Raw genomic sequence first — 23,138 nt, 5'->3', positions numbered from 1 at the left:
AAATAAAGGTGTTTGTTTCTACGTTTGATAATAGCAAAATATAATCAACAACTCGAATTGCCCTATTTAATTTAGAAATTAATATCCTGCCAGAAGGTTATAATCTTTGGTATTTCGAAAAAAAAAATTAGGCTCATGCAACGTTTTTAGAGAAATACTGTCTATAAAAGTACAAACATCTATCTATGAAAAACATTTATTTAACCATGGCTGGGGTATGCCTAGCCCTGTCCTCCTATGCCCAAATGGGAGCACAGCCACAGAAGAAAATTGCAGCCACACGAACCCAACAAGCACCAAAAATTGATGGGGTAATTGAAGAGGTTTGGGAAAAAGCAGCAATAGCCGATAAGTTTATTCAGTTACGACCTACACCTTATTTGCAAGAGTCAGAAAAAAACAAAACGCAAGCTCGGTTTTTATATGATGATGTAGCCATTTATGTTGCGGCAAAAATGTTCGAACATCCTGATAGCATAAAGCAAGAATTAGTGACGAGGGATAATATTGGAAACGCGGATTTTTTCGGGGTTATATTCGACACGTTTAAAGACGGAATAAATGGGACTGGATTTTTTGTAACCGCTGCGGGGGTGCAATTTGACGCAAAATATTCACAATCTGGTAACGAGGACCCTCGATTTAATGCGGTTTGGGAAAGTGCCGTAACAAAAGATAATGAAGGCTGGATCGTTGAAATGAAAATCCCTTATTCAGCCTTAAGGTTTAATTCGAAAGAAATTCAAGATTGGGGTGTAAATATAATTAGAAAAAGAGCTGGGGTTAATCAACAATTGTTTTGGAATCAAGTAGACCCAAAGCTCAATGGATTAATTAATCAATCGGGTGTTCTTACGGATTTAAAAGACATTAAGGCGCCTTTAAGATTGTCTTTTATGCCTTATGTATCTACATTCATTAGTCATTATCCTAATAATACGCCAGGTGTAAAAAACACAGTGGCATCAATCAATGGAGGTATGGATTTAAAGTATGGTATTAATCAGAGTTATACCTTAGATTTAACCTTAATCCCTGATTTTGGTCAGGTACAAAGTGATAATAGAATTTTGAATCTAACCCCATTTGAAGTTAGATTCGACGAAAATCGTCAGTTTTTTACGGAAGGAACAGAGCTTTTTAATAAAGGAGATTTGTTCTACTCTAGAAGGATTGGGAATTCGCCAAAATACTATCATAATATTGACCATCATTTAAAGCCAGGAGAAAAAATTAAGGCTTATCCAACTGAAAGTAAGTTGTTAAATGCCACAAAGATTTCGGGTAGAGGAGCAAAAGGGTTAGGTATTGGTTTTTTTAATGCAATTACAGATAAAATGCATGCCGAAATTGAAGACGGGAATGGAGGAACAAGAGTTATAGAAAATCAGCCTCTAACCAATTATAATGTAATTGTTTTAGATCAAAATTTAAAAAACAGTAGTAGTGTATCTGTTGTAAACACAAATGTAATAAGACAGGGAAGTGCTTATGATGCAAATACTACCGCATTCTTATTTCGTTTAAATAATAAAAGCCTTTCTTATGCTTTGAATGGGGATTTTAAGATGAGTTATATCACTAACCCAAATGGCAAGGGTGAGAGTGGATATAGTTATAAATTAAACACAGGGAAGCAAAGTGGTAACTTTATTTGGTTGTATACTTTAGATGTTGCTGATCAAAAATTTGATCCATCAGACATGGGTTATTATACCAATAACAATTTTTTAAATCACTATGCAGAGTTCAATTATAATGTAGTGGATCCTGGAAAATGGTATAATCAAATGCAGTCTTGGATAGGTATGCAATATTCTCAAACGTTTAAAGGAAGTAAATACCAAAGTTTTGATGTGTTTTCTGGTTATTATGTAGAGTTCAAGAATTTTTGGAATATGCAATTCATATATGAGTTTAGTGACGAAGGAAATGACTATTACGAATCGAGAGGAAGAGGAATGTACATCGTGCCATCGCTAAACAACGTTGGACTATTTTTTAATTCAAACAGAGCAAAGGCGTATTCTTTAGGTGGTAATATTAAATATACGCCAAGGAAGGATTTTGGGGGCAGATCATATAATTTCTATGTCTATAATAATTTAAGATTGAACGATAAAGTTTCTTTTGGATTATCTGCTACATTTAATCCGGGTAGAGATTTAGTTAACTGGGTAACAAATGATGCGACCAGATCAATTTTCTCTAAATACGATAGAAATACAGTAGAAAGTATTTTTAATACGAAATACACTTTTAATAATAAAATGGGATTATCTGCAAGGGTAAGACATTATTGGTCTGATAGAAGAAACAACGATTTTTACCAATTAAATTCAAATGGTAGATTGGATGCGTACAACGGACCAACCCTAAATAATACCAATCGTAACTACAATGTATTTAATATTGATTTAATTTATTCATGGGTATTCGCCCCAGGGAGTGAGTTAAGTGTGGCGTATAAAAATTCGGCAGAAACCAATGAATATCAATACAGAAAAGGATACTTTAAAAACTTCGACAATACTTTAAGTTCACCTCAAAATAATAGCTTGTCTATAAAGTTATTATACTATTTAGATTATTTAGACTTAAAAAAGAAGAAGAAATAAATTAACGAGGAAAAACAACAACAAAACCCATTGCAAGCGTTTGGCTGGCCTGGATTTTAAGATCAGTATCACGGTCGTAAAGCCCAACGCCTGTAAGGGTTACGTTTAAATAGCGATTAACTTTTGCCGTTATGGTAATATCTAATCTATGATCAATATGCCCTAAGTTGTCATAAGGAATAAACATATTATATTTAGCTTTTAGGTTCGTGTTTTCCATTACATCTTTATCGTAGTTGGTTACCACCTGAAAAGCCAGGTCATTTTTAAAATTATCACCATGTTTAACCCCAAAGTTTTTAGGGTTAGTTTTATAAAGTTCTTTGTCTAAAACAAAGGTTTGACGAGCAGTACCTGTACCTATCCTGGTAGAGAAATATTTGTTTGGTCTATATTCGAAACCCAAACTTTCTGTTAAATAACCTGGCGACATAAACCTTGAGGTTAAAGTAGCTACTTCACTTCCTTTAGAGTCTTTAGAATAGGCATATCCATTATCAAATTGCGATTCAAAGTTAATAGAAGCAAAGAAATACCAATTTTTAGATAATTGAACGGCAGCTTTATTATCTAAATAAATTCTGTCTGTTGTTTTCTTTTGAAGTTGCCCACGGTTTCTAATCTTTCCGTACTGAAGGATTAGCTCCCTTGCATAACTATAATTGTCTTTTTTGTATTCAGATTTATGATTAATTAGTCCGCCAATAGCTAAACTATTTACTCCGCCCCCTTTCCAATTATCACTAAACGATGCCTGGTTTAAGTTTATACCAACAGAGCTTTTGGAAGTCCAGTAATTTATTTTTGCACCTACAACTTGGGTTGAAGTAGAAATGGGCTCAAAAACAAGAGGTATAGTTCTAGTTGGTAGCGGATTTCTAATTAAATCTAATGTGTAGTTCTCTGTTTTTATATTTAAACTGTCTTTTTTTTGCGCAACAGCAGAAAAGTAGAATGCTACAAATAGAAATGCTAAGACAATTTTCTTCATTAATACAAATTAAAGGAAAATCAATGAATATACTAAATTAGTGAAGCGGATTTTAATTTTACTATACTTAAAACAAAATTATTCGAGTTTAAAATCTAATTTTTATAATGAAGAGATGATTTACATTTTTCGATCTACATCTTCATTTATAGGCAAAATGGGCAGTCTAAAGGCTGCTGGAGAACGTTTATAAGAAGCATAACTATTTTTTATAAAAACAATTAATGCATAATCAGTTGAGTTAAGAATAAAGTTGTAAGTGGGCCTGTATTGGCTCATAAAATCAGACAACTCCGGCTCCTTAATGTTTAAGACTCTAGCCACTAAATCGGGTCTGAATTTATAATCAATAAGTTTTTCTTTATAATCCCTTTCTAGAATTTTTTGAAGATAGCGCGCATTTTTACCTTGTTTACTAAGTAAATTATAAATAGCATTGATACTTAGCCCGACAGTTGCATTTCTGATAGAAAAAACTTCCTTAGCTAATCCTTTATCTAATGTTTGTTTATACTCTTTCACATTTCGTAAATATTCGGCCTGTGGATCAAGTGATTTTGAAGTGATTTCTACTTTTTCAATTTGAATAGCTAGCGGAATTAATTGAAAATAAATGGCGGCTTCTCCGTTATAAACAATTGTATCTAATCCATAACCTTCTCTAGCGGCATAAATAACATCGCCTTTGGAGGCTTTTATAGTGAATTCGCCTTTAGAATTATTATAAATCCCCTCTTCGGTTTTTTCGTTATAAATATAGACTTGGGCTAAACGTAATTTTGTGTTTTTGTTTAGAACAAAGCCCTGAACCGTTTGAGCATAGGGTGTTAAAGCAGTAAAAAGAAATATTAAAAATAAACTTATACGTGGCATTACAACAAATCTAAGATTTTAGAATTCTAGATTTTAACGGATTAACATTATTTAACCACTTTTAGTTTTTGGCCAATCTTTATGTCGTTTCCAACGAGATTGTTCAACTGTTTAATTTCTTCAACGGTTAGATTGTATTTTTTAGAAATGCTAAATAAAGTATCGCCTTTGCCTACTTCGTGAATTATGGTATTGTTGTTGTTTTGAGGTCCGTTAGTAGGATTAAATTTTTTATTCTCTAATGGAATATTTTTATTTATTTCTGCAAAAACACGATTTTCTCTACTAAATTTTTCAGTTTCAGATTCAGGAGAATCATATTGATAAAGCTTGTATTTTTCGATGATACCCGTTAATAGTTCTGGATATTTCGGATTGGTTGCATATCCAGCCTGTTTAAGACCTATTGCCCAGTTTTTGTAATCATTTCTATCTAATTCAAATAAGGCGCTATATCTTTTTCTCTTTAAAAAAACACTATGATCTTTAAAAGACTCCTGAGCATTCTTGTAAACCCTAAAGCAATCATTTTTTTGATCATCATCTTTGTAATATACTTTTCCAGTCCAATCTGAAGTACATTTTATTCCAAAATGATTATTGGCATATTTAGCTAAAGAACTATTCCCATTTCCAGATTCAAGTAATCCCTGAGCCAAAATAATACTCGCTGGAATTCCATTGTTTTTCATTTGTGAAATGGCTACATCTTTATATAAATTTATATAAGATAGAGCAGTATGATTTACATCATCATCGCCAGTTCTTTTTGCGTTTTTCTCTATTTTCTTATTGTTTTTTGAGAATTTTCTACTTCCACACGCCGAGAATAGAGTTAAAGCCAATATGCAAAGTAAAATGTTTTTCATTAGTATTTTAATTTCTGACCTGGTTTAAGTAATGTAGATTTAAGATTGTTTTTAGATTTAAGATGCTGAACTGTAGTATTCAGTTTTTTAGCAATAACGCTTAAATTATCATTGCTTTTTACAGTATATATTTTGCTCGAAAGAGGTTTTTTGTCTGGTAAAGTTGAACTTTTTGATAACGAATCGGTAATTTTTTCAACGTTTGCTAATGAAACTCCTTCTGGATATTCATCGTATAAATAAAGTTGATTTTTCTTAATAATATTAATTACCTGATTAGCCCAATATTTACTAGCGGCATATCCACCTCTATGGATCCCTCTAATCCATGAATTATAATCGTATGTATTTAAACTCGTGAATAATTTATTATAAACACTTTTACTGTTTAAATATTCGATAAAATGAGAAAACGAATCGCTTATGGTTTCGTAATCCTTATAAGACGATTTAATCTCCGTATTGCTGTTTTTGCCTTTTATTCCAAAATGGTTGTTTAAATATCGCGCAACTTTACTCTTTCCTGCGGCAGACTCATGAATAGCGATGCCCAAAATAACACTAGCTGGAATATTATGCTCACGCATTAATTGTTTTGCTATGGGTAAATGATTGTTTATATATTCATTTGCGTCTTGTGCTTTGCCAAGAAATGGCATTAGCAAGAATAAAATCATGAATATAAATAGCCTCATACCTATTTTTTTCTAATTATAAATAGACCATCCCGAACGGGTAAAATTAGCTTTTCAACCCGCTGATCTTCATTAATTTTATTATTAAAGTTATTAATATTTTTTGTATCAGTGTCTTTAGCTTCCGCCAAAATTTTTCCGCTCCACAATACGTTATCAACAATTATTAATCCGCCAGGTCTAACCTTATCAAAAATTAAATCGTAATAATTGCCATTATTCTTTTTATCTGCATCAATAAAAACCAAATCCCAAGTTTTATTAATATCCTTTGCAATCGACATTGCGTCGCCAATTAAATAATTAATTTTCTCCGAATAGGCAGATTCTTCAAAATATCCTCTTACTCTTTCTTCCAGCTCTTCGTTTATATCTATAGTGGTTATTTGCCCATTTTCATCAAGCCCTTCTGCCAAACATAAAGTAGCATAACCTGTAAACGTTCCAATTTCTAGTATATTTTTTGGATTTAACATTTTACTTAAAAAACTAAGCACTCGTCCTTGAAAATGACCACTTAGCATTCTGGGCATCAACACATGAAGTTGAGTTTCTCTATCAATTTTCTTTAATAATGCAGGTTCAGTTTCGCAATATTTGACAAGCAATTCTTCTAATTCCATGTTTTTTTAAGGTTGTTGATTCATAAAATGTTGCAAAATAATTGTCGCTGATATGGTATCAACTAAGCCTTTATTTGCTCTATCTTGCTTTTTTAATCCGCTTTCTAAAATGGTTTGGTGAGCCATTTTTGAGGTAAATCTTTCATCTACCCAATGAATAGGGATATTAGGGAAGGTTTTTTTAAGTGTTCTGGAAAAGCCAACTACATGTTGGGCGCTTTCGGATGGACTACCGTCTAATTGTTTCGGATCGCCTATAACGAAGGCCTCCACCATTTCGGTGTCCAAATATTTTTTAATGAACGGAATAATATCCTTTGGATGAACCGTATTTAATCCGGTTGCAATAATTTTTAAAGGGTCGGTAACTGCAATACCGACCCTTTTAGTGCCATAATCAAAAGCTAGTATTCTTCCCATAATTTCTGTAAATATAAGATTTTGAAAATTGACCTTATTATTTCAGAATTCTGCGGGTTAATTTCTGCTATAGATTTACGCCACTAAATAGCCATTGGTTGTGTTTTTCAATGATTTTTCTAATCATTTATATTAAACTATACGATTATTAACTAACCAGCGGCTCTTTTCATTTCGTCTGATGCACTACCGCCAGAACGACTTATAGATTTTAGTTTCTTTCCGAAATTATAGCTGAATCCAAAATTTATACTTCTAGAATCTCTCTTAATTTTAAAATACTCGTGTGCAGTTGGGAAATCAGTGTCTCCTTCCATTGCTTGGGTGTAAAACACATCACGAGCACTTAATTTAAATGTTCCTTTTCCTTTTAATATAGTTTTAGCTAAGCCTAAAGAAACCTGTCCAGTTGGTCTTAAAACTTCCTGCAAATCGTTTCTTGCTTTTGAAGTGTAAAATCCTGAAACCTCTAAATAAACGTCCTTGTTTATGCGGAATGAGTTATTAATATTGGTGTGAAGTTGGTTAATTGTACTTGAATAATCCAATCCACGGTAACCTTTTAACTCTTTATGATTAAAGACAGATTGTCCTGTAAACGACCACCACTTATTTATTGGTAATTGAGCAGAGACAGAAATTCCGTAATTATACATTTTACCTACGTTTCCTTCAGCATATGCAAGAATATCATCCTCTTTTTCAAAGAATAGTTGTGAAAAATAGTTTTTTGTATCTGAGAAAGATAATGAAGTAATTAATATTCCTTTCCAAGAATGGGTTAAATCTATATTCCAGCTATGTTGCGGCAAGAAGAACGGATTTCCTTGAATATGCGTGTATTTATTTACGATGTAAACAAATGGATTTAATTTTTGATAAGCTGGGCGATCAATTCTCTTTCCAGCGTTAATAGATAAACTGCTAACAGAATCTATCTGATAACTAATATAAGTTGATGGGAAAAAGTCGTTGTAAGCGCGAGAAAAAGTTGAGTCTGCTCTTAATGCGTTTCCTTTTTGATGACCTTTATAATATGTGTTTTCATATCTTAAACCTAGCTGGGCCGATAATTTTTCTCTTTTATATTCAACACTACTATAAGCGGAGTTTATAAATTCGTTGTATAGAAAGTGATTACTTTTATTGTAATCTGGCACCCAGTTTTTGCCATCTAATAAGGTATATGCTGCTTTATTATCTGTTTTGGTAGTTGATGTTTTATAGCCTGCTTCAAATTTTGTTTGATCATTTAAATTTGCCACGTAATCTACTTTAGCAGCATAAATATTTAAATTAGAATTTATCTTCCCAGCATTTGAACTTAAAATGGAAATGGCAGCTCCTGTTACTTGATTGTCGAAATTTTGTCTATCCTTTATTTCATAGCCAAGCATATCAAAATCGGCCGAAATTTTTTGATTTTTATTGATTTGGTGACTTCCATAAAGCTGTATTCCAAAATGATTTAGTTCGTAATTGTTGCCGCTGTTCGTAAGTAAAGTAGAGTCTATATTTCCGTTTGGTCTTAACCAATTAGAATAATTTTCACCTGTACCTTTCATTGATCTCAACGCGCCATTAAAAGATGCGCCCAATGTTGTATTGTCGTTAACGAGATAATCGGTCCCAATTTTTAAGGTGTTTTGTTTATTGTTATTGGTTAAATAAGAGTCCTGATCTAATGATGCTTTTACACTGCCTGAATTTGTAAAATAGGTTCTGTAGGCATATAAATCAGTGAAATTTTTGTTGAAAGCTAGATTGTAGTTCAGGTAATTATTGAACTTTCCTTTTTTATAATTTAGATTAAAGGCATTTGCATTTTTATGGTATTTACCTTGACCATAATTAATGCTCAAATTACCATTAATTCCATCCTGGTTATTTTTTTTCGTTTTTATATTTATAATTCCAGCGTTTCCACTTGCATCGTATTTAGCTGAGGGCGATGTGATTAATTCAATTTGATTAACTTGTGAAGAATTCATAGAAGACAATAAATTCGTTAATTCTGTCCCAGAAATATAGGTGGGCTTATCGTCGATTAAAATTAGCACCTTAGGTTTTCCCTGTAAGGTTATGGCGCCATTTTTATCAATAGAAACACCCGGAGATTTTTCTAAAACTTCTAACACTGAAGTTCCAGCATTTGTGATGTTGGCGTCAACATTGATTAAAGTTTTGCCTTGACTCCTTTGTATAAGTTGTTTTTTAGAAACAAAGCTCACTTCGTTTATCTCAGTTGTTTTAGATTGTAAAAAAACATTTAGAAACTTAGTTTCTGCAGGAAATTCAAAGTGAGATTTTTCGCTGTTTTTAAAATTTAAAGCTGTTACTTCGACCGAATATTTACCTGTTTCTGAAGAACTGAAATTGGCACTTCCGTTAACATTAGTAATTAAGGTTTGAGTAGGTTGCGTTGCTTCATTTTTGAAGATTTTTATTGACGCATTTTCAATAAAATTTTGATTTTCATCGATTACCCTGATGGTGATGTTGTGTGATGTGTTTTGGGCGGTAGATAGATGTGGGGCTAGATAAGCGATGATAAAAATTATCAGGTAGTTTTTCATGGTTTTGTATTATTTATTATTTTCTGTAGAATGCTATTCAATGTATTTATGTCGTGTGTTGATATATCAGTTAATGCAATTTCTCTGTTCTTAAGCGCAATTTTATGTACGTCGGACGTGATTTTCTTACCTAAGTCAGTTATTTTTAAAATGGTCCTTCTTCTGTCGGATGGATGTTGAGAAGTAGTTAAGTACTCGCTTTTCTCTAAATGTTGAATTATTCTCGTAATGGATGCATTATCTTTATACAATACATCACTAAGTTGTTTTTGGCTTAATTCAGGGTTTTCTAAAGCGGTTTTAAGTACTAACCATTGATCTACTGTGATGCTAAATCCATGCTTCTTAAGTTGGTTAGACGCGTACTGATGATACGATCTAAATGCTTTGTCTAGAATGTATAAAACATTGTTTTCTAATTTATCCATGATGCAAATATAATAATTGATATATCAATCATTGACATATCAACTAAAAAGTTACATTTATTTTTATTATTGAAATTGGTATTGTTTTTTTAATTTGCGGGATGCGATTTAAAGAGATAATAGGGCAAGCTGAAATAAAACATCAACTGATAAAATCGGTGAAAGAAAGCCGAGTAAGTCACGCTCAATTGTTTTTATCTCCTCCAGGAAGTGGGGCCATTTTATTGGCTATTGCATATGCTCAATTTATTAATTGTACCGATAAATTGGATGATGATAGCTGCGGCGTATGTACTTCATGTAGAAAATATGCTAAGTATATACATCCAGATTTGCATTTTTCATATCCATTTTTCACATCTAAAGATGTGAAAACTTCAACAGATGTAATTGAAGAATGGCGGGATATGTTATTAGAAGAGCCTTATTTTGATTTAGATTTTTGGCGTTCAAAATTAAATTCTGAAAACAAACAAATAAATATTAATATAGCTGAGTGCCACGACATAATAAAAAGGTTAAGTCACAAAGCTTTTGAGGCAGATACAAAGGTTTTAATAATGTGGCTTCCTGAATATTTGGATAAGGAAGGCAATGCATTATTAAAAATAATTGAAGAACCACCTCCAAAGACATTATTTATTCTAGTTGCACAAAATCTGGATCAAATTCTTCCGACTATTTTGAGTAGAACCCAACTATTAAAAATCCCTGGATTACCAAATCATGAGATTGAGCAATATTTAATGGATAAGGCATTATTGAATAGTCAGCAGGCCATAGAATATAGTTTTTTGGCGGATGGTAATTTATTGGAAGCTAAGCGATTATTAGAGGAAACAGAACCCGAACATGCAAAATATTTTATAGATTGGTTGCGCTTAAGTAATTCAGGAGATTATTTAAGTCTGATTAATTTTTCTGAAACATTAGCTGGAATGGGAAGAGAACCTCAAAAGAACTTCTTAAAATATGGGATAAGCTTTTTAAGAGAGTGTGGATTGATCATGAACGATGCCTTGGTTTTAGTGAAATTACCACCCTATTCATTAGAAGTGGCAAGAAATTTTTCTAAAAAAGTTTTAAATCAACCTATGTTAGAAGCACTAGTTACAGAATTAGAAAAGGCTCATTATCATGTTGAGCGGAATGCAAATCCTAAAATTCTATTTTTAGATGTATCTTTACAATTAGTTAATATAATAAAATTTAAAAATATCCCTCTTGGGACTCAATATATATAGTAATTATGGGATGTGGAAGTTGTTCTACAGGTGGAGGTTGTGCGCCGGCAGGATGTAAAAGCAATGGATCTTGCATGACGGGAGGTTGCCAAAAAATGGAAGTACATGATTGGCTAGGTAATTTAGATATGCCTTCTAACTATGTACCTTTTAATGTAATTGAAGTAAAATTTAAAGGTTCCCGAAAAGAATTTTTTGTGAACCATGACAATATATACCTAGAAATAGGCGAATTAGTTGCTGTAGAAGGTTCTACAGGAGGTTATGACATCGGGCATGTTTCTTTAACTGGCGAGTTGGTTCGTGTTCAAATGAAGAGAAGAAAAACCCATATTGATCAAGTAACCAGAAAAGTTTATCGTAAGGCAAGCGAAGCGGATGTAGAAAAATGGAAACAAGCTAAAGCATTAGAATGGGAAACCATGCACAAAGCGAGAACCTTGGCCCTTGATCTAAAACTTTCTATGAAAATAAGCGATGTTGACTATCAGGGAGATAAAACAAAAGCTACATTTTTTTATACAGCAGAAGGACGGGTAGATTTTAGGGAACTTATTAAAAAAATGGCAGAAAGTTTCCGGGTAAGAATAGAAATGCGCCAAATTGGAATGCGTCAAGAAGCAGGTAGATTAGGTGGAATTGGTTCTTGTGGAAGAGAATTATGCTGTTCTACCTGGTTAACTAACTTTAAAACAGTATCAACTGCCGCTGCTAGATATCAAAACCTGTCTTTAAACACTTTAAAATTAGCCGGACAATGCGGTAAATTAAAATGCTGTTTAAATTATGAACTCGACACTTATTTAGACGCGCTAAAAGAAATTCCAGATAGAATAGATAACCTGCAAACAGAAGTAGGCGTAGCTCGATTACAAAAAACAGATATATTTAAAAAAATAATGTGGTTTAGTTATCCAAGTATGGAAGATTGGATCCCATTAAAAGTTGATCGAGTTAAAGAAATAATGGCCATGAACAAATTGGGTAAAAAGCCATTAAACTTAAAAGAAGAAGCGGTTCAATTAAAAGCAACTGTTCCAGCTGAAAGGTCTAATGATTATGAAAATGTTGTAGGTCAGGATAGTTTAACTCGATTAGACGAAAAGAAAAATAAAAAGAAACCTCAGCATAAAAATAAAAATCAACAAAAATGGAAAGACGATAAAAACAAGGTAAAACAACCTGTTGCCAATGTTTCTCCTATACCAGTTGTAAAAACAGATGCTGCAGCTACTAATGCGCCTTCTAAGCCTAATCCAAAAAACAAGAACAGGAACAATAGAAATAGGAACGCAAAAAATAGATCCAATGAGCAGAAATCTTCATCAGATCAGAAATAAAATCCTAATAATTCTAATTGGTATTATTTTATTAGGATGTGATTCCAATACTGTAGTAATTAATCAATTCCATTTGCCGAACAACAATTGGACTTATTTAAATAAAATTTACACAGTATTTGAGCCAAAAGAAGACCAGCGTTACAATTTATATTTATCTGTTCGTATTACTGCAGAATATAAATATTCGAATTTGTTTATCTTATTTAAGATAAAGGATAAGACAGGCAAAGAAGTAATTAGGAGATATACTTATAAAATGGCGGATTCTGAAGGGCAATGGATGGGTAGTGGATCTGGAAATATTTATGCATATAAATTACCACTGTTAACCAATAGGAGCTTTCCAAGCGAAAAGATATTGTTATCAATAGAACAAAACATGAAAGATAATCCGTTAAAGGGGGTAACCGATGTGGGGATTATTATTGAAAAAGAAGATTAATAAAAATGATGAAACGTATTTCTATAACCATTTGCCTACTAGTTATGGCGCTTCAGGTGTTTTCATCTGAAATTAAATTTCAGGAAAACCCAAAATGGGAATCAGTACTTAAAAAAGCCAAAGAAGAAAATAAACTAATATTCTTCAATGCATATACAACATGGTGTACATTTTGTAAAAAGATGGACGCCGAAGTTTATACTAATGATGATGTAGCAACTTATTACAACGATAAATTTATCAATGTAAAATACAATATGGAAGCTGGCGAAGGTATAATGCTAGCCATTAAATACAATGTTAGATCTTATCCTGCCTCTTTATATATTGATGGTGATGGGAATGTAGTTCATAAATCTCTAGGATTTATAGAATCTCCAGTTTTTTTAGAAAACGGTAAAGTGGCAAATAATCCAGATTTGCGATGGAGCGGAGTTCGCGAGAAAGCATTGAAAATGAGTCCGAAAGACTTTTTTGAATTTGGTGCTTCAGCAGTTAAAAATGGAGATCAAGACTATGATTTAATTGCTCGAGAATACCTATCTAAACACCCAGATGTATTAGCAGATAAGCATTTATTAGATATTATTGTTCAAACGGTTAACGTATTGCCGAACGATAAAATGTTGAAACTTTTAGTAAATAATAAAGAGCAAGTTATAAAAGTGGGCGGATATGATCCAGGTGAATTTGAAATAAGATTAACAGGACTAGCGGTTTCTTATGCGATAGAAGCATCAACCAATGTTATAACTGGAGATCAAGATTTGGCAAAGTTTAATGAGTTGTTAAATTCATATATTCCAGAAAAGGCATATTTTACTTCAAATTACTATACCATAGAATATTATTTGCGCAGAAATTTAGAAGATGAGGCTTATCCAATTTATGCTAAATTTTTAGAAAATAAAGACCAAAAATCTTCATTCAACGAATTGTCGAATATGGTAATTGCATTTGCTTCAAATTTCCCGAAAGAAGATCAATTACAAAAGTCGTTTTCTGCCATTGAGAATTATCCAATTAAGGAAGCAAAAGACACAGATAATTTCCAAAAGAACTTAGTTCGTGTTTTAGTTTATTTAAAACTGCACGATGAGGCTAATTTTAAGATCTACGCAAATAAAATAATCCAAGATCCTAATGCGCCTAAGGAGTTAAAAAGTCAATTAGAAAACACGCTTGATCAAATAGAATCAGAAGAGGGGCAATAATTGCTCTAAGGCCATTCCTCTTGAACCTTTAATAAGTACTAAAGCGTTTTTAATTGGATGTTGTTTTAAATAATTTTCTGCCTCTATTTTAGTTCTGAAAAATTTTGCGTCTGGCAGCAATTCTTTATAAAATTGTTCGCCAATAAATAGCGTTTCGTTAAAATTTGCTTTAAGTGCGCTGGCAATAATAGAACGATGATTTTCTGCTGATTCATCGCCTAATTCAAACATATCGCCTAATATGGCTACTTTAAAGGGATGGCTTTGTGCCATTAAATTTAAAATAGCTGCATGCATACTACTTGGGTTTGCATTATAGAAATCGCAAATCACAGTGTTAAACGGCGTGTTTTTTATTTGAGATCTATTATTTGTAGGGATATAATTAGAAAGTGAATTTACTATTTCCTTTGGTTCAATTTTAAAATACCAGCCGATATATGCTGCGGCAATGATATTCTCAAAATTATAATCTCCGGTTATATGCATTTGAAAATCATATGCTACTTCCCCGAAATTTAATTTTACTTTAATGAAAGGATTGGTCTCGATTAATTCTCCTAATAAATTTGATGGATTATCGCCATAAAACTCCTTGGTAGCAGGATATTTTTCAGCCATTTCCATGAGCACCCCATTATTTCTGTTCACAAAAATTACCCCATTATTTGATGATAAATATTTGTAAAGTTCAGCTTTTCCGAGCTTTACCCCTTCAAACCCACCAAACCCTTCTAAATGTGCTTTTCCAATATTTGTTATTAATCCATGCGTAGGAAGTGCGATATTACATAATGCTGTAATTTCTTGTTGGTGGTTGGCCCCCATTTCTATAATGGCAATTTCTACATCATTCGTTATAGATAAAATAGACAAAGGAACGCCAATATGATTATTTAAATTTCCTTCAGTAGCGAAAGTCTTAAATTTAGCAGATAAAACCTTATTTATTAATTCCTTTGTAGTGGTTTTACCATTACTGCCTGTTAAACCAATAACTGGTATATTTAATTTGGAGCGATGAAACCTAGCTAAATCTTGTAATGTGGTTAAAACATCATCCACCAATAAAGTATTTGGTGAAGTATTGAATTCGGGATTATCTATAATGGCATATGAAGCCCCCATAGACAATGCACTTTCGCTAAAAGTATTGCCATCAAAATTATCTCCTTTTAAAGCAAAAAACAGGCAATCCTTACTTATTTTACGGGTATCAGTACAAATATGACTGGATTTTAAATAGATATTGTAAAGGGCTTCAATGGTTATCATTGCAGGATAAATAATTAATTGTTAAAATTACATTTTGAAATACACTTTTCGGCCTATAAAATTTAATTTATGAAAAAGCTTCTACTTTTAGGGTTTCTGATATTTTTAAAATCATCGCTCCTTGCGCAATCGCCATCACCCTCTTCTTTCTTAGGGTATGAATTGGGGTCTAAATTTACACCACATTATAAAGTAGTAAGCTATTTTAAAACCGTATCTGAGAATCATAATCATATTAAATACATTAATTATGGTAAGACTTATGAAAATAGGGATTTAATTGCGGTTGTAATTTCATCGCCAGAAAATATCGCCCGATTAGAAGAAATAAAGAAAAATAATCAGCAATTAACTGTTTTTGGCAATTCTTCTGCCAGTACAGACCAACCTGCAATAGTTTGGTTAAGCTATAATGTACATGGTAACGAAGCAAGTTCTACAGAATCTGCCATGAAAATGCTGCATACGTTAGCTAACCCAACCGAGCAAATTAAAAATTGGTTAAAAAATACAATCGTAATAATAGACCCTTGTTTAAATCCAGACGGTAGAGATAGATATGTAAGCTACTTTAACAGTTCAACTTCAAAACTTACCAACCCTAATACTATAAGTAGAGAACATAGCGAACCTTGGCCTGGAGGAAGGTCCAATCATTATTATTTCGATTTAAATAGAGACTGGGCATGGCAAAGTCAAATTGAATCGCAAAACCGAATTAAATTATACAATGAGTGGATGCCACAGGTACATGTTGATTTTCATGAACAGGGGTATAACGATCCCTACTATTTTGCGCCTGCCGCAGAACCTATACATGCCGACATTACCCCTTGGCAACGAGAGTTTCAGGAAATAGTTGGTAAAAATAACGCTAAATATTTTGATCAGAATGGGTGGTTATATTTTACTAAAGAGCGTTTCGATTTATTATATCCTGCTTATGGCGATACCTATCCTATGTATAATGGTGCCATTGGTATGACCTATGAACAAGGGGGTGGCGCAGCTGCTGGATTAGCAGTAGTTATGGAGAACGGAGAATTACTTACCTTGAAAGATAGGTTGGAACATCATTTTACGAGTGGATTGGCCACCATAGAAACCGCATCATTAAACAGCAAAAGATTAGTGACAGAATTTAAAAAGTTTTTCCAACAACCATCAAATAGAAAGTATAAAACCTATGTGGTACAAGCTGCTCACGAAGAGAGAATGGCTAAGCTCATATCTTTATTAGATAATAACCAAATAGAGTATGCCTTTGGAGGCGATAAAATGTATTCAGCTTATAGCTTTCAATCGGGCAAACAAGAACAAGTTAAAATCAATAGAAATGATTTGGTTATAAACCTAAATCAGAGAAAAGCAATGCTGGCTAATGTTTTGTTTGAACCATCAACCTTTGTTTCTGACAGCAACACCTACGACATAACCGCATGGGCATTGCCATTTGCTTATAACTTGCCAGCATTTGCATTAACAGAATCTGTTAAAGGAAAATATGAAGGGTTAGAAATTAAAAGGCCAAACTTAGACTTTGCAGATAGAGCATACGCGTGGATTTTTAATTGGAACTCTATCAGCGATTCTAAATTATTAAGTGCGTTATTTGAAGCTGGAGTAAAGGTTAGAAAAGCAGATCAATCTTTTACATTATCGGGTAAAGAATTTGGGCCTGGTACCTTATTAATATATAGAGCAGATAATATTCGATTGTTGAGTTCTCAGTCGGGATTAGTTTCAAATATTTTTAAACAATATAATAAGGTATATACTCCAGTTCAAACGGGGCAAGTAGAAAAGGGAAAAGATTTAGGGTCTAACGCCTATAGATTAATGTCGGAACCTAAAATAGCATTAGCTTCTGGATCTGAAGTTTCTTCCTTAAATATGGGTGAGATTTGGCATTTCTTAGAAGAAGAGATGAACTATCCTATATCATTAGTAAATATAAACCAAATAGGTAATCTGGATGTAAATGAAATTAACACCTTAATATTACCTAATGGAAGATATGGTGATCAGATACATGAAAAACTTTTGCCATGGATAAAAAGTGGCGGACGATTAATTGTTTTTGAAACGGCAATTCAATCATTTATTAACAAAAAGCCATTTGAAATCGCGAAAAAGGAAATAACATTAGAGAAGCCACAGCCACCTGTAGATTTAAACTACGCGCATTTAAATACTGAAAACAATTCAAATTCAATACCTGGCGCCATATTTAAACTGCATATTGACACAAAGAACCCTATAAACTTAGGGCTAGGTGAAAGCTATTACACCTTAAAAACCAACTCTAGCCTTTACAATTTATTGGGCAGAGGTTATAATTCTGCGGTTTTAAGGAAGGATGGCTATGTATCAGGAGTAGCAGGAAGTGGCGTAATGAAAACTTTGCAAGACGGAATGTTAATTGGTCAGGAATCAATAGAAAGGGGCCAAATTATATATTTTGGGGTAAATCCTTTGTTCAGATCTTTTTGGGAGGCGGGTAAACAAATGTTTGTCAATACCTTGTGGATGGTAGATTAGATCACAAAAAAACAGTCTTCACAATTATTTTTTAATAATTTAGTTAAAGAAATGTTAAAAAAAATTTGTTTGTAATATTTTTTACACCTAGATTTAACGATTAAATAATTATTAACTAACCTAAATTTATTAATTTATGAAAAAACTTATACTAAGTTTATTCGTTCTTGTGTTTGTTGCATTCAATGCACTAGCACAGGATCGCGTCATAACTGGTACAGTTACTTCAACGGACAACAGTCCGATTCCTGGAGCAAGTGTAAAGGTTGAAGGCGCGGCAGGAGGTGCGGCTACAGACGCAAGCGGTAAATACACCATCCGTGTTTCTGCAGATGCAAAAGCATTAACCATCACATCTGTTGGTTATACTCCTCAAACAGTAACTATCGGTGCTCGTACCGTAATTAATGTTAAATTAGAGAGTGATACTCAAAGTATCGATCAAGTTGTTATCACTGGTGCTTACGGTACTAAAGTAGCTCCAAGATCAGCAACTTCGAATTCACAAAACTTAGCTGGTGACAAATTGAACACTGTAAACGCTACAAACTTAAACAACGCTATGGCGGGTAAAGTTGCGGGTGTTCAGATTCGTTCACAATCTACTGCTGCATTAGGTAGAAATACTGATATCAGATTACGTGGTGGTAGCGGTTTTGGAACTGGTACAGGTGTACTTTATGTTGTTGACGGAACTATTTTACCTAACGCAGATGATCTTAACTTAGATGATGTTGAAGACTTAACAGTATTGCAAGGTCCAGCAGCAGCAGCTATTTTAGGTTCTCAAGCAGCTAACGGTGCAATCTTAATTACTACTAAAAAAGGTAGAAAAGGATCAGGTACTGGTTTATCAGTTAATTTAAATACTACAGTAGAATCTATCGCTAGAATGATGGATTTCCAAGATGTATTTGCTGGAGGTGCTAATCCAAACTTACAAACTTATACTTGGAATGCTTCACAACCAGTTGAGTGGCAAGCTTTAAACGGAAAAAAATTCCATAACTATAGCGATGACTCAAGTTGGGGTCCAAAAATGGATGGTTCGGAGTATATTCCTTGGTATGCTTGGTATCCAGGTTCTCAGTATTCATACAAAACAGCATCATTAACTCCACAACCAGATAACGCAAGAGATTTCTTCGAAACTGGTATTACAGCTAATAATACTATTGCGTATTCAAATTCTGGTGACAACTATACTTTCAGAATGAACTATGGTAACCAATATACTAACGGTTTGGTTCCAACAACTTCATTAGCTAAAAACACTTTACAGTTAAATGCATCTTATGATGTTTCAAAACAATTTACAATTGCAGCTAACTGGACTTATGTTAATACTAAATTAAACGGAGAGATTAACGATGGTTATTCTAACTCAACTACTGGTGGTTTCAACCAATGGATGCACCGTGATTTAGATATGGGCATTATGAAAGAATTAAGAGGTTTAACTGCTCCAGGTGGTTACGGTGGTCGTCCTATCTATGGTAGCTGGAACCACGCGGATCCAGGATCATACAACCCTGCTAATCCACTTGCATTTTACGGTGCAAACTATTGGTATAACTTCTATACTTACCAAGATTTAATTGATGTTCAAAACAACAGAGATAGATTATATGGTAACTTAGCATTAAGTTATAAAATTACTCCAGATTTAAAAATCACTGGTACTTATCGTAAACAACAAAACACTGTTTGGGGTGAAAGCATTAGAACTTCTGATTTAGAATTTAGTGCAAACCAAACTGGTGAAAAAGCTTCTTACTCAACTTCTCAATCTTATTCAAACAGAGAGAACTATGAGTTTGTAGCAAACTATTCTAAAAAAATAAAAGATTTTACTGTTGATGCAATGGCGGGTATGGACTTCTTCACTGCTCAAAGTAAAGCAAATGGCGCTAGTACAGTTGCTGGAGCACAAGGTCTTACTATTCCTGATGTTTACAGAATTGCTAACTCGTTCCAAACTCCTTCAGTTTCTAACTCACGTTCAAAAGAGCGTTACCGTGCAGTTTTCGCTAGAGCACAGTTTGGTTACAAAAACTTATTATTCTTAGAAGGAACTATTCGTAACGATTATTTTGCTTCGTTACCAGTTGAAAGAAATGACGTATTGTCAAAATCATTCGGTGGTTCATTCGTTTTCTCTGATTTAATTAACAAAAACAACCAAATGCCTTGGTTAAGCGAAGCTAAAATCAGAGGTTCATGGGGTGAGATTCCTCAAACCATTGGTAACTACGTTTATCCAGGATTCTCTTATGGAATCAGTGCTAATAAATGGAGTGATTATATGTTAATGAGTACTCCTGATCAATTAGTAGATCCGCAAATTACTGGTGCAGTTGCTACTTCTAAAGATTTAGGTATCGACTTTAAATTGTTAAACAGAAGATTAAACTTCTCTGCTACTTACTGGGATAAAACTGAGAAAGGATTCCCTAGATCAGTTAGTGTAAACGCTGCTAGTGGTTTCTCTTCTATCTTAACTAACGTAGGTAGAATTGAAAAAGAAGGTCTAGAGTTCCAATTAGGTGGTACACCAATCAGAACTCCAAACTTTACTTGGACAGCTAATGCAACTTATGCAAACTTATTAAACAATAAAATTGTTGAGATCAGTGATAAATATAACATCACTCGTTTCGCAATCGCTAACTCTTCATTCGGAAACTTACCTCAAACTTATCATGAGAAAGGTCAACAATGGGGTATTATGTACGGTAGAGGTATAACTAGAAACGCTGACGGTGTTCCAGTTGTAGATGCTAACGGTTATTATGTAACTGGTACATTCAAATATTGGGGAGCTGTTGAACCTAAACATACAGGAGGTTTACAAAACAACTTCACTATCATGAATGCATTTGATATTTCTGCAAACATTGACTGGCAAGTTGGTGGTAAATTCGCTTCATTATCACAAGCTTTCGGTAGCTATAGTGGTTTAACTGAAAGAACTGCTGTACTTAACGATAAAGGTGTTAATGTTCGTGAATCTGTTGCTAATGGTGGTGGTGTAAGAGTAGTAGGTGTTACTGCTGCAGGTGTTGCTTCTGATAAATATGTTCCAGTACAAACTTACTATGTGAATATGTTTAATAGAGCTACAATTGATGACTATGTACACGATTTAACTTTTGTTAAATTACGTGAAGTAGCTATCGGTTACAGAATCCCAGTAGCGAAATTAGGTCTTGCTAAAGTTGTTAGCAGCGCTTCATTTGCAATTACTGCTAGAAACCCAGTTATCATTTATTCTACAACAAAAGATTTCGATCCTGCTGAGATTTCAGGAACAAATGGTGAGTCAGGACAATTTCCTTCAACTAGAGGATTTGGTTTTAACTTAAGAGTAGGATTCTAATTGTGGGAAACATTAAATAATTAAATTTATGAAAAAGAAATTTTTATATATCGCAGCGGTTTCACTTGTTTTAGGTGCTTCTGGCTGTGACAAATTTGGAGAATTTGGTGATACTAACGTGAATCCAGATGCGATTAATACTCCAGTTCCTGCATCATTATTAGCAGGTGGATTAAACTCTGCAAGAGGATACGCTTACCAAATAACTCCGGGATATTATGCTCAGTATTTCTCTGAGACACAATATCCAAGTGCTTCAGTTTATGCTGATGCAAGAGCTGGTTTTGCTGGTACTTATAGCGGTGCTTTGTATGATTTTCAAAATATACAGACTTTAAGTACTTCTACAAATAACCAAAAACAAGTAGCTACTATTGCGCAGCAATATATTATCTGGAATTTAACCGACGTTTTAGGTGATATGCCATATAGCGAAGCAATGAAAGGTGTTGATTTCACTTCTCCTAAATATGATACTCAAGAAGAGATCTATAAAGGTATGTTAGCGAAATTGACTGCTGCTGCTGCTGCTTTTGATAATTCACAAATCATTGGTGATATTATGTATAATGGAAGTGCTGCTAAATGGAGAAAATTAAACAACTCATTAAGAATGTTAATGTCTTTACAGTTGTCTAAAAAATATCCAGGAGCTTCAGATTATGCAGCTACGCAATTTAAAGCTGCTTTAGCTGATGCTGGTGGTAGCATTGAAGTAAACGCTGATAACTGGCAAGTTACTCCTCCAGACAACTACAATAACCCATATTGGTCTCAATATGATGGTCGTAGAGATAATGCAGTTTCAGATACATATGTAAACATGATGTTAAGTTTGAATGACGATCGTTTAAAAGCTCACGCTGGAAACGCTGCGAATCCAAATTCAAACCAGACTTCAACAAAAGGTGTTCCTTATGGAAGAGACAGAGCTTTCGTTACTAACTGGACTGATTTAAACCCTGATTGGGCTTATATTATCAGAGGCGATTTGAGAGAGCAAAGAGATGTTCATTTCTTATTAACAGCTGGTCAAATCTTGTTAGCAAGAGCTGAAGCTGCTCAATTAGGATGGACTACAGAAAGTGCTACTTCTTTATATGCTAGAGGTATCGAGCAATCTTTCTTACAATGGGGTCGTACTTCAGCTGAAGCTACTGCTTATGTAGCTCAAGCAAGTGTAGCTCTAGGTACTGACAACGTTAGAAAAATTGCAACTCAAAGATATTTTGCACATTTCCCTGATGGTTTACGTGCTTGGAATATCTGGAGAAAAACTGGTTTCCCTGTTTTAACTCCTGCTCAAGATTACTTAAGTGCAACAAGAGTTATTCCTCAGAGATATATGTATGAAACAGCTGAATCAACTTCTAATCCTGCTGGTTTAAAAGGTGCTGTTGATAGATTCCCTGATAAAAAGGATAGTCAATTACACAAAGTATGGTGGGCTCAATAAGCTAACCGTATCATAAAAAAAATGCCCCGAGCTAATTCGGGGCATTTTTTTTATACAAGAATTTTTACCTCTTAGTTATATCTATCTATATACTAATTAATTAGTAACGATTTTTTTTCATTAATTATTTTTTTTTTAATTTTTTAAGTAT

At 33.5% G+C, this 23,138-nt stretch carries 17 protein-coding genes; 8 read left to right on the top strand and 9 right to left on the bottom strand.

Annotated elements, in window-relative coordinates; genetic code table 11:
- The first annotated feature begins 185 nt into the window (after positions 1–185).
- Complete coding sequence (locus VRU49_RS03120; protein ID WP_330145321.1) at positions 186–2,618, top strand: DUF5916 domain-containing protein; 2,433 nt, start codon at positions 186–188, stop codon at positions 2,616–2,618.
- A 1-nt stretch (position 2,619) separates the two neighbouring features.
- Here VRU49_RS03120 and VRU49_RS03115 read toward each other — a convergent pair whose 3' ends face one another.
- From VRU49_RS03115 to VRU49_RS03080, 8 genes are all read right to left on the bottom strand, one after another.
- Entirely contained in the window at positions 2,620–3,609 is a 990-nt protein-coding gene (locus VRU49_RS03115; protein WP_330145320.1) for a DUF3078 domain-containing protein, read from the bottom strand.
- 120 nt (positions 3,610–3,729) lie between these two features.
- The gene (locus VRU49_RS03110; RefSeq protein ID WP_330145319.1) at positions 3,730–4,482 is read right to left on the bottom strand and encodes a hypothetical protein; all 753 of its coding nucleotides are present in this window, start codon (positions 4,480–4,482) and stop codon (positions 3,730–3,732) included.
- A 47-nt stretch (positions 4,483–4,529) separates the two neighbouring features.
- Positions 4,530–5,351 (bottom strand): glucosaminidase domain-containing protein, encoded by an 822-nt coding sequence (locus tag VRU49_RS03105; RefSeq protein ID WP_330145318.1) that lies wholly within the window; start codon positions 5,349–5,351, stop codon positions 4,530–4,532.
- A complete protein-coding gene (locus VRU49_RS03100) occupies positions 5,351–6,010 on the bottom strand; it encodes a glucosaminidase domain-containing protein (protein ID WP_330145317.1) in 660 nt (219 codons plus the stop codon). The genes VRU49_RS03105 and VRU49_RS03100 overlap by 1 nt, the downstream gene beginning before the upstream one ends.
- A gap of 38 nt (positions 6,011–6,048) precedes the next feature.
- Positions 6,049–6,669: an O-methyltransferase gene (locus tag VRU49_RS03095; protein ID WP_330145316.1), complete on the bottom strand. Its 621-nt coding sequence runs from the start codon at positions 6,667–6,669 to the stop codon at positions 6,049–6,051.
- Positions 6,670–6,675: 6 nt separating this feature from the next.
- Positions 6,676–7,089: a Holliday junction resolvase RuvX gene (gene ruvX, locus VRU49_RS03090; RefSeq protein WP_330145315.1), complete on the bottom strand. Its 414-nt coding sequence runs from the start codon at positions 7,087–7,089 to the stop codon at positions 6,676–6,678.
- Positions 7,090–7,241: 152 nt separating this feature from the next.
- The gene (locus VRU49_RS03085) at positions 7,242–9,665 is read right to left on the bottom strand and encodes a TonB-dependent receptor domain-containing protein (protein ID WP_330145314.1); all 2,424 of its coding nucleotides are present in this window, start codon (positions 9,663–9,665) and stop codon (positions 7,242–7,244) included.
- Positions 9,662–10,093, bottom strand: coding sequence for a MarR family winged helix-turn-helix transcriptional regulator (locus VRU49_RS03080; protein ID WP_330145313.1), 432 nt, complete (start codon positions 10,091–10,093; stop codon positions 9,662–9,664). The genes VRU49_RS03085 and VRU49_RS03080 overlap by 4 nt, the downstream gene beginning before the upstream one ends.
- Before the next feature lie 101 nt (positions 10,094–10,194).
- Here VRU49_RS03080 and VRU49_RS03075 point away from each other — a divergent pair, with 101 nt between their 5' ends.
- From VRU49_RS03075 to VRU49_RS03060, 4 genes are read left to right on the top strand one after another with little or no spacing between them, the layout of a single operon-like run.
- Positions 10,195–11,337, top strand: a complete 1,143-nt coding sequence (locus tag VRU49_RS03075; protein ID WP_330145312.1) for a DNA polymerase III subunit — start codon at positions 10,195–10,197, stop codon at positions 11,335–11,337.
- A 5-nt stretch (positions 11,338–11,342) separates the two neighbouring features.
- Positions 11,343–12,677, top strand: a complete 1,335-nt coding sequence (locus VRU49_RS03070) for a PSP1 domain-containing protein (RefSeq protein WP_330145311.1) — start codon at positions 11,343–11,345, stop codon at positions 12,675–12,677.
- Positions 12,646–13,122 carry a gliding motility lipoprotein GldH gene (locus VRU49_RS03065; protein WP_330145310.1) on the top strand — a complete coding sequence of 159 codons (477 nt, stop codon included), beginning with the start codon at positions 12,646–12,648 and terminating at the stop codon, positions 13,120–13,122. The genes VRU49_RS03070 and VRU49_RS03065 overlap by 32 nt, the downstream gene beginning before the upstream one ends.
- A 5-nt stretch (positions 13,123–13,127) precedes the next feature.
- Positions 13,128–14,336 (top strand): thioredoxin family protein, encoded by a 1,209-nt coding sequence (locus VRU49_RS03060; protein ID WP_330145309.1) that lies wholly within the window; start codon positions 13,128–13,130, stop codon positions 14,334–14,336.
- Here the strand turns inward: VRU49_RS03060 and VRU49_RS03055 are convergent.
- The gene (locus VRU49_RS03055; RefSeq protein ID WP_330145308.1) at positions 14,319–15,611 is read right to left on the bottom strand and encodes a UDP-N-acetylmuramoyl-tripeptide--D-alanyl-D-alanine ligase; all 1,293 of its coding nucleotides are present in this window, start codon (positions 15,609–15,611) and stop codon (positions 14,319–14,321) included. The two genes, VRU49_RS03060 and VRU49_RS03055, sit on opposite strands and share 18 nt — an antisense overlap.
- Positions 15,612–15,680: 69 nt before the next feature.
- Between VRU49_RS03055 and VRU49_RS03050 the strand changes: the two genes are divergently transcribed.
- From VRU49_RS03050 to VRU49_RS03040, 3 genes are all read left to right on the top strand, one after another.
- Positions 15,681–18,152 (top strand): M14 family metallopeptidase, encoded by a 2,472-nt coding sequence (locus tag VRU49_RS03050; protein ID WP_330145307.1) that lies wholly within the window; start codon positions 15,681–15,683, stop codon positions 18,150–18,152.
- Between the two features lie 136 nt (positions 18,153–18,288).
- A complete protein-coding gene (locus VRU49_RS03045; protein ID WP_330145306.1) occupies positions 18,289–21,531 on the top strand; it encodes a SusC/RagA family TonB-linked outer membrane protein in 3,243 nt (1,080 codons plus the stop codon).
- A gap of 28 nt (positions 21,532–21,559) precedes the next feature.
- Complete coding sequence (locus tag VRU49_RS03040; RefSeq protein ID WP_330145305.1) at positions 21,560–22,987, top strand: SusD/RagB family nutrient-binding outer membrane lipoprotein; 1,428 nt, start codon at positions 21,560–21,562, stop codon at positions 22,985–22,987.
- The last annotated feature ends 151 nt before the right edge of the window (positions 22,988–23,138 follow it).

The sequence above is a fragment of the Pedobacter flavus genome (assembly GCF_036324285.1).
Taxonomy (GTDB): Bacteria; Bacteroidota; Bacteroidia; order Sphingobacteriales; family Sphingobacteriaceae; genus Pedobacter; species Pedobacter flavus.
The sequence above is the reverse complement of the archived record's forward strand: the minus strand, read 5'-3'. Positions and strand labels throughout refer to the sequence as shown.